Genomic DNA, 14,002 nt, shown 5'->3' on the forward strand with positions numbered 1-14,002 from the left:
TGCGTCGTCGCTCCATGCCCACATTCCCGCCGCAGTACATTCGGTAGTCAGCGGGGCGCTCCGTCACTATTGGTCTGCCGAACCGCCCGAACACCGGCTTCCCCACGATTCTCAACCACCAAGAAGGGGCGTCGGGGCATCCAACTAGTAGGCCGAGCAAGGCCACTTACTAGCCGGCGCGAGGGCCACGTTGATGGTCACATAGCCCAGATCGCTCCATCCCAAGCGGGTTTCCAAGTGCGGCCGCCCCGCAGACCGAGCGATTTTACAATGTCGACCCTGCGTTCCACGATCGAGATTCCTGCGACGGCGCCGGTTCTATGCCACGCCCCAATACAGGACTTCGTGCGCCCGCCTACACGAAGATGCTCCGACACGGGTTGAGTCGTTCGTCGAGTTTGGGCAGGCGTTCGTTCGTAGCTGCTGCGCACGAGGTTACGGGAAGAGGGCGAAATCCTCACCGAGACAACAGCTCACATCGTACGGAAGCGCTCGGCCACAGGAGCAGCCACCGAACATGGCCAAAGCCGTACGCCGGCACCTCCGGTTCGCGCAGAATGGTAGTCGGCGTACACGCGGATGAACCCGGGGAGCGGTGCAATGATCCGACGACGGCTCGGCCAAGCATTAATGGTGATCGCGCTCGCCTCCGCGGCCGTTTCGACCGCGCCCGTCCACGCGCAGGAACCGTCGCCAATCACGACGCCGGGCACAGTGACCGCGGCAACTTCCCTGCCGCACTCCTTCTGGATTCCCGGCGCCGCCAACGCATCAAAGCTCACGTACTGGTCCACAGGACCGCTGAACCGGCCCGCGTTGAGTACGGGCGCGCTCTTCCTGCCCCCCGGCGACCCACCCGAAGGCGGCTGGCCGGTCATCTCGTGGGCTCACGGCACTGTAGGTATTTCCGACCAGTGCGCTCCCACCGTGACCGGGACCGTTGGCAGTCCGTACCTCACGAACTGGCTCTCGCAGGGCTACGCGATCGTCGCGACCGACTACGTGGGGCTCGGCACGCCGGGAATCCACGCGTACCTGGACGGACCGTCGGCGGCGCACAGCGTGATCGACATGGTGCGTGCCGCGCGTGCGGTCGAACCGTCGCTCTCACCGCGGTGGTTGGCACTCGGACAGTCTCAGGGCGGGCAGGCCGCTATGGTCACGGCAGCGATCGCCACACGGTACGCACCCGAATTGGACTACCGGGGCGCGGTCGCGACCGGGGCGCCGTCCAATCTGGAGAACCTTGCACCACTCGTGGGGCCGGACTTTCCCCGCCTGCCACTGACCGGCAGCACCGTGTTCGTCTCGTACCTCTTGGCAGGACTCCGGGCGGCGCGACCCGATCTCGACATCGATCGCTACCTGACACCACGCGGCACGGATGCCCTGGCCCGAGCCGAAACCGACTGCTACCAGAACATGGCATCGGGCCTCGGCGACGTCACGATCGGCGATCTGGTGAACCGGCCCCTCGACGATCCCGCGGTGCTGGCTGCTGCTCGCGGCATGCTGGAGATCCCGACGACCGGGTACGACCGGCCAGTGTTCCTCGGGCAGGGGCTGACGGACGAGATGGTGCCGGCACCGCTGGCTTTGAAACTCGCGGCCGAACTCGCCGCCAACCGCCAGCCAGTCACATTCCGCACATATCCGAACGGTCATATCGAGACGATGCGGGCAGCGCTCCCCGAAAGCCTCTCCTTCGTCCGGAATCTCTTCCAGCCGTAGGTGAATCATGCGTTTCGTGAGAGCCTGTCCGACCCACTTTTCATCTTCTCAGCACCGTCAGGAGTGCGCGGCTGACCGAGGATCTGCCGAAGCCGAGCGTTGCAGCTATGGCGTCGAGGCTCTTGCCCCCGCCGCAGGTTGGACCGTCACCGAACAACGGGAGCGAGGCACGCCGAACACTGTTGTGGGAAACACGACCGCGCTCACGAGATCAACTCCGCTCGGATTGATTGGCAGTCTCCGCCTCGGCGGACACGCAAACGCTTGCTGTGAGCACCTTCCACTCCGGGTGCAGTCGATCGAGATTGCGATGTAGGCGCGCGAGCATTCTCCCCTAGAGCGGTGGCGAAACCGCACGGCTGCTGCACTCTTCGATAGTCCGTCACCGCTGATCAGGAGAGGCGAAGCGACAACACGAATTCCTGGCGGAGACCGGCGTGCCGTACCGGAATGTGCAGCGCGCCGCGATCGAACTCCTCAGGTCGAGGTCTGGTACCGCGGTGTGCCAATGGAGATTCTGGGGCTCGTCAGTTTCCGAAGCTCACGCCCGTCTCCGGTGTAGGTACATCTGTGCTGGGGATTGTCACAACCCATGATGCTTGTTGCACTGTGTAGACGGTGTAGGGGAACACGGTGAGGTAGGGCTCGATTCCTGGATAATCCGATATCCACATGCTCGTAGCTTCGCCGCTGCTGGTGCACGTTGCCAGAACCACGTATGAGCCGTCGGGGATGTCCGTCACGACCTGAGCGGTTGTCCCGGCGGGGATCTCGCCAGTGGTTCCAATCGTTTGACCCGCTCGCAGCGTGTCCTCGACCGGCGGCAACGTTCCTCCGGGCGCATTGCCGAGCAGTGTCCCGCAGTGCAGGGGCGCTCCCGAATTGTTGGTGATCGTGTTGGTCACTGTCGACCCTGATGCGGTGTACGCGAAGCTGACGTCCGCGGCGGTGGAAGCTGATGCGAGCGCTGGCACAGCCAAGCCCAGAGGAAGAGTTGCAGCACCGAGCAGTGCCGCGCGTGTGATCGAGCGCATTGGATCTCCTTCATCGTTCGCGATGAATCGTCATCACCGATCTTGACACAGAAACAGACTGACTACGCCGATTTCGAGAAATGTCGGCTCCTTTGTTAACGATCCGACCTGTATTTGCCTGCGTTTACCGCCCGCCTATGAGTCATCTGAGAAGCCGCACCCGTGGAGAAGGGCCCCCTTTACGATCACACGCGAAGGCCGATGGTTCAGCGCTCAGCCTGTCCAGGGCCGCCTATACGGCCCTGGGGCATCGAACAGACACCGATGCCGAGATGGCAACCTGACTTCTCTGACGACACGAAAATCTCGCTCAAGATGACACATGAACGATCTGCCGTTACGTGGCGATATGAACCAACTGGGGAAGCGTGCACGATAACTGCACCGACCAGCCCCCTACGACACGTGCTCCATGACGTTGGTAGACGCATTCTCTCGGTTGAAAATAATATGTAGACCGGTCTATTGTTGGCTCATGGCATCCAAAGGAGACCTGACAAGGGCACGGCTCGCAGAATCCATGCTCGAGCTCATCCAGACCAGCGGCTACAGCGGCACGGGCCTGAACGCCGTGATCGAACACGCCGCAGCGCCGAAAGGGTCGATCTACTTCCACTTCCCCGACGGGAAGGAAGGCCTGGGCGTCGCAGCGATTGAGCTCGCCACGAAGGCATTCGGGACGCTGATTGCAGAGGCCGCGATTTCCCGGGTCGATGCGGCCGAGGCAGCACGCGCCGCGATCGAGGCCCTGACGACCATCGTCAGCGAGAGCAACTTCCGGCGGGGTTGCCCGGTCTCTGTCGTCACCCTGGAGATGGGCGCGGAGAACGAGCGTCTGCGGCAGGCGTGCGCCGCTGCCTTTGAGTCGTGGATCGCCCTGACAACCGCGTTTCTCGAGGCCAGCGGCGTTGTCCCCGACGAGGCCCGATCCCTGGCGACCGTTGTTGTGTCGACGATCGAGGGGGCGGTCATCGTCTCTCGCGCTACGCAAAACACGCAACCCCTGATTTCGGCCGCTGACATCGTTGCGGAGCTCATCAACCAGCGCTGCCAGACCGTTGGCGGAACGCGATGACTCCACGCGACGTCTCCCGTCACGCCCTGGTCTTCGGGGCCTCAGGTCTGGTCGGTCGGCACCTCGTCCTGACCCTCGCCGAGGCTGGTACGAACGTCACGGCGGCAGTTCGGACCGCCGAGTCCGGGGCCCGTGTCGAGCGATGGGTCAGAGAGCATGGCCTGACGCGGAGCATCAGCACGACCATCGTCGACTTCGACGCTCCTGAAATCGTCGCGGGTGGCCCATCGGCGTTCCCTTTCATCACAGAGATCCACAACTGCGCCGGGTCCTACCGATTCGGAATGACCGCCCAGGAGGCACGCAGCGCGAACGTCGGCATCGTCGAGAAGCTGATCGACTTCGCCAAGGACCTCCCCAACCTGCAGCGCGTGATCCACGTGTCGGGCTACCGCGTCGGCGGACAAGACCCCACAACGGTTCCATGGCCCGACGATCACCGCACCGCGGTTTACAAGGACCTTGGCGCCTACGAAGCGTCAAAAGTGGAATCCGACGCAATCTTCCAGGCCCGAGCCCTCAAGCACGGAGTTCCCTGGACCATTGTCAATCCGTCCAGCGTGATCGGCGACAGCGCCACCGGGGAATCCGACCAGCACATCGGGCTGGCCAGCACAGTCGAGCAGATTTGGAACGGCACCGCAGCAGCGTTGCCTGGAAACGAATCGACGTTTCTCCCGATCGTCACGGTCGACTATCTTGCGGCCTTCATGACGGCAGCTGCGGTCGATCCCGCTGCTGAGGGCATGGCCTACTGGGTTCTCCACGACGACACCCCACCGCTAGCGGACCTGCTCACACACGTCGGTCGGCATCTCGGTGCGAAGGTCCCGCGGGTCAGGATTCCGATCGGCGTCATCAAGCGGCTCCCGCAGCAGATCACCAAGGCCGATCCCGAGACCCTCACCTTCATGTCCGCCGACCGCTATCCGACAGAGTCCGCCGTCGAGTTCGCCGACAGACACGGGATCCTGATGCCCGACGTGCTGGTGTCCCTCGAACGGTGGGCCGACTACCTGGCAGCGCATCGGTTTGGTGCCGTCATGTCCGCCGACCGTCGATTCGTCGACGTCGGCGGCCTGAGGACATTTGAGCTCGGCGTACGAGGATCGAGTCGGGTGATTCTTCCCGGCATGCCCGTGAACGCGGACACGTGGGCAGAGGTAGCTGCCGGCATCGAGGGGCGGGTCGTCGACTTGCCCGGCCTCGGCCTCAGTAGCGGGGCCGGCGTTCAGGACTGGGATGAGTGGCTGCCGGCGGTAGTAGCTGGTGAACCTGCTGACCTCGTCGGCCACTCCATCGGTGCGGCTGCTGCAGTAGTTGCGGCTGACCGGTTCCCGGCGCAGGTGAAGTCCCTCACGTTGATCGCACCGTTCTTCCTCCAGGCCCCGATGGGTTCCTCGGCCAGACTGAAGCCGCTCGTACGCGCCTACTTGCGACACGCAGACCCGGCACGGCTCTCACGCAAACTGACCGGATCAGAAGCGAGCGCGGATTCTCTCGTTTCCAGTCTCAGTGACCTCGAGCGAAGCAGTTCCAAGAGCGTGGCCGAGCATCTCGCCCGTGCGGGATCGAAGCGGTGGCGTGCTGAACTCCAAGAAGCGCTTAGGCGATTCAGTGGCCCGGTCCGCATCATCACAGGAAGCAAAGACCCAATCGACCCGGCCGCGGTTGCGCAGCTCGAGTCACTTCCGAACATCAAACTGATCTCGCTGCCGGGTGCCGGGCACCATCCGCAACTAACCCATACCGATGCTCTCGTCGATCTGCTCGAGGGATCGCTCGCGTGACATAGACGCCTGCGGTTTCAGCAGCTGACAGAGTCTGGCTGCGCAGTTGTCCGTAAGCGATGACGCTTGCGTCAGGCTTCAACCCGGCGACCGACGTGGAATGTCTCTTCGTGATGTGGGTATGAAACGGCGGTCAATCTTTTTCTCCTCGTGGTCTTCTTGACTGTCCTGGCATCATCCTTGGGAAATGCCACGGTGTTCGCAGTGCTCGCATATCGTCCATCGAGGAGCCTGATTGTGGGCACGGTATCGACTCATGCTGCACGTCCGATCTGCAGATTGAGCCAGTCCGAGATCCACTGCATCGCGTTGCGGCCGGCGTTGTCGACGACGAGAGAGTTGTAGTTCTGGTGGGCGCCGGAGGCGAAGAAGGACGCTGCTTCGAGCCCCTCCCCTACCAGAGAGGCAAGGTCGTTGGCGCCCTGTGAATTGGCCATGGCGGTCAACGAATTAGCCAGTGCTGGAAGTTCCAGGTCCTGCGTCTGAGCGGTATTGATGGTCGCGGCCGTCGAGGCCTGCTTGCCGAGCAATGCCGGATCAGTCTTCGTAGCTTTGCCGGAGAGCATGTTGACCGCGACAGAGGCGAGTTCGAGCCCGACCGGGACGAGACTGGTCATGACAGTTCCGGCCCCGATCGGGTCGGGGAGCTGTCCGGGCGGTGGGAACAGCTTCTCGACTGCGGCCCAAGCGATTTCCTGTACCCGTCCGACGAGGTTGGCGAGTTTGATGATGTCGACGCCTCCCAGGATCGACGCGACGAGCGCCGCGACCTTTGAGTAGCCGGACGGATCCGGGATTGCCGACAGGACCTGTGAGACCCATTTCAGATCGACGCCGGCGGCCATCTTCACCAACGGCGAGAGCTGGTTGTTCAGATCCCCGGCGATCTTGTGAGCGCCATGGGCGTCGAGCGCGGCGACCTTCTGCGGAAGAAGGTTCAGGTTTGTCTGTATCGCTGGCATGTCCAGGGCGGTGAGACCGGTGGCCACGTTAAGAACTTGGTTGACGACCACTGTGGGTTTGAGCAAGGAGAGGACTCCGGAGGCGGAACCAAGGACATCGCTCGGTGTCGCCAGGAGCGGGGCAATCTGGCTGTCGAGGGTGCCAGCGGCGGCCGACAGGGAGGTCAGGTCCGGAGATGGGGCCGGCATCGTCGTGGAACCCCTGCTGGCGAGTGTGCTCGCGGTGTCGGCGATCGCGGTCACTGTCGCGAGCGCACTGCTGAGATCCGATTGACCGGCATTGTCCAGAACCTGGCTGGCATTGTTCTCGACTGTCCCCGGGGGTGATGCAGCGAGCTGCCCGTTCGCCGCAGGATTGGCAGCCCCGGAGCCGAGTAATTCGGCAAGCGGGCTGATGGTGTTCGCCAGAGTTGCCGCTCTGGAGGCGACCCTCTCGAGGTCGACTGTGCCGTCAGTCTTCGACAGTTCACTGGTCAGATCGCCCGCGGCTGTGGCGAGGCTGGGAAGGTCGGCTTGGGAGAAATCCGACGCCAGCGCGGTGGCCAGGTGTGAATTGTCGCCTACCTGGCCGTCAACTCCAGTACTCGGGGCGTCAGTGAGCACTGAACCCAGCGACCCGAGCAGCGGGCTCGAACCTTTTTGGATCGAGCAGTAGAGGTCTTTCGGATCGCAGATCGACGCGACCCGGCCCGACAGCTTCCCCATGCCCTGCGGCCGCGGATCGGCGATCCCCTTTCCTGACGGTTTCGGGCCGATGACTGTTTCGCCGTTCGTTCCGGAACCTGGATCGGCGAGAAGCCCGACCGCGAGGACTTGCTCTGCCTTGATGGGTCCGGTGCCGTTGCCGATTTCAGAGGCAAGATCACCTGCGATGTCCGCGCCCTGGGAGTAGCCGGTGATGGTGAATTTGGTGTCGGAGCATTTCGCTGCGATCTCGGAGATCACGTCCTTCGCCCTCGTCAAACCATCAGATTTGCTGTCTGCGTAGGTTTTTCCGTTGTCGAAGGCTCGGGCCATGTACGGCAGAGTGTAGACCTGCGCCGCGCTACCGTTCGTGTCCGCGATGCTGTGGGCGATCGGTTTGAGCATACCGACCGGGATCGAGGGATCGGCGTCTTCTGCGGTTTCCCAGGTTCCGGGGATGAACAGGTTGAAAGTCTTCGAGCATCCGTTTGATTGGGCGGACGCGATGCCCGGCGACATCAAAGCGATGGAGGCTGCGACGACTGTTGCCGTCATCAGCATGCATACCGGACGGTGGATGGTCGAACCTAGGAACGGCATGAGAACCTTTCTCTACCAGGGAACACGATGTACCTGTCCGCGCGCGGACTGGTCTGAAGCGCCCGATTTCAGGTGAGGGCCGTCATGGTGCTGGACGGATCGACTCCGATCAATGCGCCCTGTGAAGAACTCAGCTGCGCGAGGGCCGGTGATCCCGTGTCTAGTGCGCATCCACGCCCGAGGCGCCGTTCCTGCGAGCTGAGGTGTCCAGTGGGGCATGTCCGGTGGGCGTTCCCAGCAGCGCTGGGTAAAGATGGATGGGTGAATGCTCCAGCCGAACTGCCCGCCGACTACGCCCAGCTTCTCGATCATCTCAAGTCGCACGTTCGGCAAGCGCGAGTGCGCGCCACCCGAATCGTCAACACCGAACTGCTCAGCCTCTATTGGGACATAGGGAACGCAATCGTGCAGCGTCAGGAGGCCGAGGGCTGGGGTTCAAAGGTGATCGACAGGCTCGCCGTCGATCTTCGATCAGCCTTTCCCGACATGCGTGGGTTATCGCGGACCAATCTGAAGTACATGCGGCAGATGGCGAGCATCTGGGGTCGCGATGCAATTGGCCAACAACCTGTTGGCCAATTGCCGTGGGGTCATGTGACGGTATTGCTCGACAAACTCGATAACCGGTCCGACCGCGACTGGTATGCATCGGCCGCTGCTGAACACGGGTGGTCGCGCAATGTACTGCAAAATCAGATCAACAGCGGTTTACGGCGCAGGATCGGTGCGGCACCGTCGAATTTTCAGGACCATCTTCCGGCCGAGGATTCCGATCTCGCTCAACAGTTGGTGCGTGACCCGTACGTCTTCGATTTTCTCGACATCACCGAACGCGTCGCAGAGCGGGAACTGGAGTCCGCGCTGATGCGACGTCTGGAGCAGTTCCTCCTCGAACTGGGACACGGGTTCGCTTTTGTCGGGCGCCAATACCATTTCGAGGTCGGTAATCAGGATTTCTACATCGACCTGTTGTTCTTCAACTGGGTGCAAGCGAGGTTCGTCGTCGTCGAGTTGAAGGTAGGCAGGTTCGAGCCGGAGTATGTCGGAAAGCTCGGCTTCTATGTTTCGTGGATCGACGACAACCTCCGCAACAAGGACATCCACGCACCGACTGTGGGAATCTTGCTCTGCGCGGGCCGCAACGACAACGTCGTCCGGTATTCACTTGCCGGAACAACTGCACCCCTCGCCGTAGCCGACTACACCTATGAGACTCTCCCCTCCCAGGTTCGCGCTCTCGTTCCCACCGACGACGAGATCGCCGCAGCTGTGGAAGCCACGGTCTCCGAACTCGACTCCCAACTGCCCGTCAAACCTGACAACTCCGGCTGAGAGGCGCCATTCGATTCCGAAGCTGGCCGAAATATCCTCTAGTGCCGAGATCGATATCGGTGTTTCGCACAAGGGTCTGCGAACGCGATGCCTGGACCTGCCCGGTGCGTCGAGGGGCAGGGCAGTTCTATGTCCAGTCGATGTGGACGGATTCGATGGAATCGAAGTGAAATCCGAAAGTGTCGCCGTACTGGTCGAATCCCTTGTTTTCGGGGTAGTCCATCGTGGCGTGACGTTCGAGGATCGCAACCACCCGGGCATGATCATCGTTGGCCAAAGCCATGGCGAGTTCCCGTGTTTCGTCGAGACTGAAGGGGCTGTCGGAGTTCGCGAAGTCGAGGGTACGCACTCGGTAGTCGTAACCTTCTTCGGAGCCGTTGCGGACGGACACTCCCCCACGGACTCGGATGGTGGCCTTTTTGGGTTGTCCGTCGGGTCGCAGGACGCCGGCGCGGTCCATGATGTCGCGGGCTTTGACGTTCTTGAGCTTCTTTTTCGCGTCCGCACGTAGTTCGTTGGTTTCCCCGGAGCGGTAGCGAGAGACCGCTGATCGTGAACGGCCGATTTTCTTGGCGACAGCATCGATTCCGCCGAGGCGTTCGATGGCTGCTCGCCGTTGGGCGCGTTCGGTGACGTCGGGGTGTGGGATTCGTCCTTGCTGCGCCCAGCGGCGCAGTGTTCGGTCAGAGGGGGGCTTTCTTCCGGCGTCGATAGCTGCTTGCCGTAGGCCTTCTTTGCCGATTTCGGTACGGATCTGGCGTACGGAGACTTTGCTGGTGAGTCCGGCCAATCCCCCGCTTTTGACTGATTTCGATTTTTCGACACCACTGGTCGCTGCTGTCGAGACAGATACGTTGAGGCCGTCCAAGCCGACAGTTTTCTGTGCGGGTTTGGTTGATCGTGGTTTCGGAAGATGCAGGGCCACTATATGTTTCCTTCATCTTCGTCGGTGAACGCAGCTTTGAGTGCGAGGTTGATCTCGTGGGTGTCGCGGGCGTCGGTCAGCATGACAGTGATGTCCTCGGTGAGCGGGGCGTGCTTTTCCAGAGTCATTTTCCCGAGTGCGTCACTATCGTCGGCGATGTCGATGCCCGGGGGCAGGGGGTAGACCCAAGAATCGGTGACCGTGCGCAGCGGCCAACGCCCGGTTTCGCGCGCGATGCGCATCGCGACGCGGCGACCTCGCCAGCGGCAGTGCGCAATGATCGCTGCCCGCCAGAGCGGTTGGTGATGATGTTGCATTTGTTTGGCGGTCCACATGTCCGGGTTGACCATTCGGCCGATGTAACCCTTGTAGCAGGCGCCGATGAACCGTTTCATTGCTGTGTCGCCGGTGTCGACGGCAACTTTGCGGGCTTCTCTCAAGAGTTTCGCCCACTTGTCGAGGGCCCGACCTTGTTCGGGGTAGACCCATGCTTCGGTGATGTCGAGGTCGTCGAGTTCTGCGCCGATTCCGCCATCTGCGATGGAGGTTTGCAGTGCGTCGAGGCTGACGGTGGTGATCCACGTTTGCACAGGTTGGTCGGCGAGCATGTGTGGGTGAGGCAACGGTAGAGCGGGTGGCAGTGCCAGCATGTCACCGGGTGGGAGGGTTACATGCCAGAGTCCGAACGGGGTTTTCGATTGCCGCGCAGCGTCGAGCGCGTTCTCGCCGCGAAGATGCCGAGGTTTTCCGTAGCCGAATTCGAGCATGCCAGCGGAAGCGAGGTATGCCGCTCGTTGGTCTATCGATACCAGTTGTGTTGCGTCGGAGAGTTCTTCGCTGCCCGGGATGCGGGTCCATCCGACTGCAGGTTCGAGATCTCCGCGGGGTTCGCCGTCCAGTGGTGGGACGGGTCCACCGACGGTGACGACGATTCCTTTACCGCTGCGGGTGCGGTCGCGTTTGATCTTGTCGACGATGGCGGCGCCGGTGCGTGCTGGGGTGGGGCCGGGTAGTACGCCGAGGTGTTGTGCGCACCAGGCGAGTCGGCGTCCCAGTTCCTGTGCAGCTGGCAGGTCGTCGTCGGGGAGGTAGGTTCCGGCGGTGGGTGATCCGAGGATCCCCATGTCTCCCACTCGATTGCCCCATCCGAAGTCCTTGTTCCAGTAGGTCCATACGTAGGGTTCGATGAAAATGTCGACCATGGACGTGAAGTTCCCGGTGGTGCGGGAGAGGTGAACGACGTGGCCGGGTTCTCCGCGGAGTTCCCATCCTGCGGTCAGCATCGGGGTCAGCGTGGCGTGGAGGATAGCTGTGAGTTCTTCGGCCGCGCGTGTGCGGAGGATTTCCATGTCGTCGACGTCGTCTTCGCTGCCTGGGTCGATGATCCATCCGAGCATTTCGCAGGCTTCGATTCCGACGATCCAGATCTGTGCCGGTGCGCCCAGCGGGGTGAGCGTTGCCCATCTGATGAGTTTGTCGAGTTTTTCGATGGAATCGACTGGGCCGGTGAGTGTATGGCCGGATGGTGTATAGGTGCCGGCTGCTGTGACAACGACGGCGTGGCCGTCTGCTGCCTCGCTGGCGGGAGGTAGGGCGGTGGGTTCGGTTGCGTCCCGTTCGGACGCCGGGGTGGGTTCGGGTTCCACGTCTTTGGAGCGCTTGTCCGGAGGGTCGACGATATCGTCGATGGCTGGGATCTCAGCGGCGTCGGAACTCGTTTCGAGAGAAGCGATGTCGTCAACGTCGAACAGTGCAGGCTGGTCTGGCTCGGGAATTTCGTCCGAACGGGTAGCGGATTCTGGTATTTCGAGCTCGAATAGCGCGAACTGCTCCCTTTTCTTCAGCGCCATGCTGCATCCTTTCCGTTCACTGTCGTCCTCATTCGAGATCGAATGCGGCGCGCACGGCTATGGACAGTGATTCTTCTTGTGCTGGCAGAAGATAACCGATGACGTTGCCGAGTGCACTGACGGGAATGGTGGTGATGTGATCGCAACTGACCACCGCGTCGGCGGATAGTCCGTTCGCGGCACTGACGGACACCTCAGTGGACAGTCCTCGGATCTCGTCGGTGATGGGCGCTACCGTGACGGTCCCGAGGTGTGGACGGACCACCTGTCGGGTGAGTACGAGGACCGGGCGGACTGTGTCGAGGTCGGCTTCGTGAATTGGTCGCATCAGCTCAGGCCTGTTGACTGCGGATTGGCGGCGTGGTGAGCGAGAGAACTCAGGTCATGTTCGGATGTGGCGTTCGCGAGAATCTCCGCGTCACGTGCGGCGATCTGTCGGCGACGCTCGCGTTCGAGAGCGCGCAACACTACCGAGGCCCGCGAGGTGGCGCGGTGTTCCCTGATTTCGTCGTCGAGAAACGCCACGATCTCGTCTGGTAGTCGTACCGCGATCTGCGTGCTCATGTGTCCAGGGTACCGAAGTGGGATTCGCTTTGGTACCACGATCGTGTGCGATTTGAGGAACCGATCATTTCAACGCGGATGCCCGCATCGCTCGCATCCGCCAGGAGACGACCGAGAAGTTGCTCGCCGCGGATGCCACCCGGGCATCGTCCTTGGCGGCGCTCAAGAGTCGCGGTGAATCCGTCGCGTCGATCGTGAAGATGACCGGACTTACGAGTATCGAGGTCAACAAGTTGCTGAAGCTGGCTCGTACGGCCGGCGGGACTCCGGCAAAGGATTCGTCCAAAGCTGACTCCGCGAAGAAGGATGAAAAGGCTTCGGCTGAGCCTGCTTCGAATACATCGGATTCGTCTCCTACTGCTGTCGCCTCCTAGTCGACGGTCCTGCGATGGTGACTGCGATGCGGGTTGTCCCCGGTTGGGTGTCAGCGACCGATTGTGTGTTGCCTGAGATCGAGCGGAGCGGGAACGGAAATCTCGGGCATCCACATGAGGGAATTCGCTGTCCCCGGTTGGGGGCAACTCGCGCCGACGGATCGGCCGGTCCCGGAAGCGTTAGGTTTTCTCGATGACGAACCCGGAGGACCTAACGCTTCCGGGCGTGCAGGGTCTTGGTCGCCAGGAAGATCGGCGTGATGGATTGTCACTGCCGGCCCCTGACGATCGGGAGCGGGAGCGGTTCGAGCGGTTCATTGTTCGCGGCCCTGGTGAGCGTGACTGCCATTTCTGGACAGGTTCGATTTCTGACGACGGTTACGGTCGATTTTGGATCAAGCGCGATGGCCGGCAGCGGGTCGTCCGTCCACATCGGTACGCGCTGATGCTCGAACTCGGTCGGCCTCTCGAAGATTCCGAGATGGCGATTCACGAGGTGTGCGACAACCCGATCTGTGTTCGGGTCTCGGAAGCGTTAGGTCGTCCGCATGTTGTGCTCGGCACGCAATCTCAGAATCTTGCGGGGATGGGCGCGAAGGGACGTGGTGGCGGGCGCGGGCAGAGCTGGCATTGGTACGGGCCGGATCGTGCGGCGCGGGTTGCTCGGTCGCGAGCGCTGCGGGAAGCATTGCGCAACGGTTGGGATGCGGAAGCAGTTCAAGCGGTGTTGCGCCACACAAGCACCGCGACACTTTTTTGATGAGCGAAGGGCACCAGAAGATGAGCGAGAACTTCACTCCGCGTGAGCGGTCTGCTGTGGAAGCGGCCGTGTACCAGGCAACGAAGCACACGCAAAGGATCACCGATGCGGATCTCGTTGCGGTCGTCGCAGGTTTGACCGGAGTCTCGGTTGCGCAGACTCCGCATACCGACATCGCGTTTCCGGCGGCGGGAGATCCGGACGAGCTTTTCCACTGACCGGCGCAAGACGCGTCCTGATCGCCGGGACGCGCAGTGTTGCGCAGTGGTTGTAAGGGCTCGATGCCCGAGCAATCACCACCACGCACGGGGGCGGCCCCGA

General features: G+C 62.1%; 13 protein-coding genes. 6 read left to right on the forward strand and 7 right to left on the reverse strand.

The annotated features are described in order from the left end of the window. Positions 1-600: 600 nt before the first annotated feature. A complete protein-coding gene (locus tag BH682_RS30940; protein WP_232354256.1) occupies positions 601-1,731 on the forward strand; it encodes a lipase family protein in 1,131 nt (376 codons plus the stop codon). 527 nt (positions 1,732-2,258) lie between these two features. On the opposite strand, the gene BH682_RS30945 is transcribed toward BH682_RS30940, so the two are convergent. Continuing rightward, positions 2,259-2,765, reverse strand: a complete 507-nt coding sequence (locus BH682_RS30945) for a hypothetical protein (protein WP_075835785.1) — start codon at positions 2,763-2,765, stop codon at positions 2,259-2,261. A gap of 475 nt (positions 2,766-3,240) precedes the next feature. Between BH682_RS30945 and BH682_RS30950 the strand changes: the two genes are divergently transcribed. Both BH682_RS30950 and BH682_RS30955 read left to right on the forward strand, forming a co-directional pair. Beyond that, positions 3,241-3,840: a TetR/AcrR family transcriptional regulator gene (locus BH682_RS30950; RefSeq protein ID WP_039972767.1), complete on the forward strand. Its 600-nt coding sequence runs from the start codon at positions 3,241-3,243 to the stop codon at positions 3,838-3,840. Beyond that, positions 3,837-5,630: an alpha/beta fold hydrolase gene (locus BH682_RS30955; RefSeq protein ID WP_007727030.1), complete on the forward strand. Its 1,794-nt coding sequence runs from the start codon at positions 3,837-3,839 to the stop codon at positions 5,628-5,630. Before BH682_RS30950 ends, BH682_RS30955 begins: the two co-directional genes overlap by 4 nt. A 254-nt stretch (positions 5,631-5,884) precedes the next feature. Here the strand turns inward: BH682_RS30955 and BH682_RS30960 are convergent, their stop codons facing one another. Further along, positions 5,885-7,837 (reverse strand): cutinase family protein, encoded by a 1,953-nt coding sequence (locus BH682_RS30960; RefSeq protein ID WP_232354267.1) that lies wholly within the window; start codon positions 7,835-7,837, stop codon positions 5,885-5,887. 300 nt (positions 7,838-8,137) lie between these two features. Between BH682_RS30960 and BH682_RS30965 the strand changes: the two genes are divergently transcribed. Beyond that, positions 8,138-9,208 (forward strand): PDDEXK nuclease domain-containing protein, encoded by a 1,071-nt coding sequence (locus BH682_RS30965; protein WP_075835789.1) that lies wholly within the window; start codon positions 8,138-8,140, stop codon positions 9,206-9,208. A 127-nt stretch (positions 9,209-9,335) separates the two neighbouring features. On the opposite strand, the gene BH682_RS30970 is transcribed toward BH682_RS30965, so the two are convergent. The 5 genes from BH682_RS30970 to BH682_RS36065 all read right to left on the reverse strand — a co-directional run bounded on the left by BH682_RS30970 (position 9,336) and on the right by BH682_RS36065 (position 12,833). Then, positions 9,336-10,133 (reverse strand): hypothetical protein, encoded by a 798-nt coding sequence (locus BH682_RS30970; RefSeq protein ID WP_064688352.1) that lies wholly within the window; start codon positions 10,131-10,133, stop codon positions 9,336-9,338. Next, positions 10,133-11,983, reverse strand: a complete 1,851-nt coding sequence (locus BH682_RS30975) for a hypothetical protein (protein ID WP_075835791.1) — start codon at positions 11,981-11,983, stop codon at positions 10,133-10,135. The genes BH682_RS30970 and BH682_RS30975 overlap by 1 nt, the downstream gene beginning before the upstream one ends. A gap of 28 nt (positions 11,984-12,011) precedes the next feature. After that, a complete protein-coding gene (locus tag BH682_RS30980; protein ID WP_064444974.1) occupies positions 12,012-12,311 on the reverse strand; it encodes a type II toxin-antitoxin system PemK/MazF family toxin in 300 nt (99 codons plus the stop codon). After that, positions 12,311-12,547, reverse strand: a complete 237-nt coding sequence (locus BH682_RS30985; protein WP_064688354.1) for a YlcI/YnfO family protein — start codon at positions 12,545-12,547, stop codon at positions 12,311-12,313. The genes BH682_RS30980 and BH682_RS30985 overlap by 1 nt, the downstream gene beginning before the upstream one ends. 64 nt (positions 12,548-12,611) lie before the next feature. Then, complete coding sequence (locus BH682_RS36065; protein WP_157127669.1) at positions 12,612-12,833, reverse strand: hypothetical protein; 222 nt, start codon at positions 12,831-12,833, stop codon at positions 12,612-12,614. A 281-nt stretch (positions 12,834-13,114) separates the two neighbouring features. Here BH682_RS36065 and BH682_RS36845 point away from each other — a divergent pair, with 281 nt between their 5' ends. After that, a complete protein-coding gene (locus BH682_RS36845) occupies positions 13,115-13,681 on the forward strand; it encodes a hypothetical protein (protein ID WP_232354257.1) in 567 nt (188 codons plus the stop codon). Beyond that, the gene (locus tag BH682_RS31000) at positions 13,681-13,899 is read left to right on the forward strand and encodes a hypothetical protein (protein WP_232354258.1); all 219 of its coding nucleotides are present in this window, start codon (positions 13,681-13,683) and stop codon (positions 13,897-13,899) included. The genes BH682_RS36845 and BH682_RS31000 overlap by 1 nt, the downstream gene beginning before the upstream one ends. Positions 13,900-14,002 lie beyond the last annotated feature (103 nt).

It is taken from the genome of Rhodococcus sp. YL-1 (assembly GCF_001942025.1).
Classification (GTDB): Bacteria; Actinomycetota; Actinomycetes; order Mycobacteriales; family Mycobacteriaceae; genus Rhodococcus_F; species Rhodococcus_F qingshengii.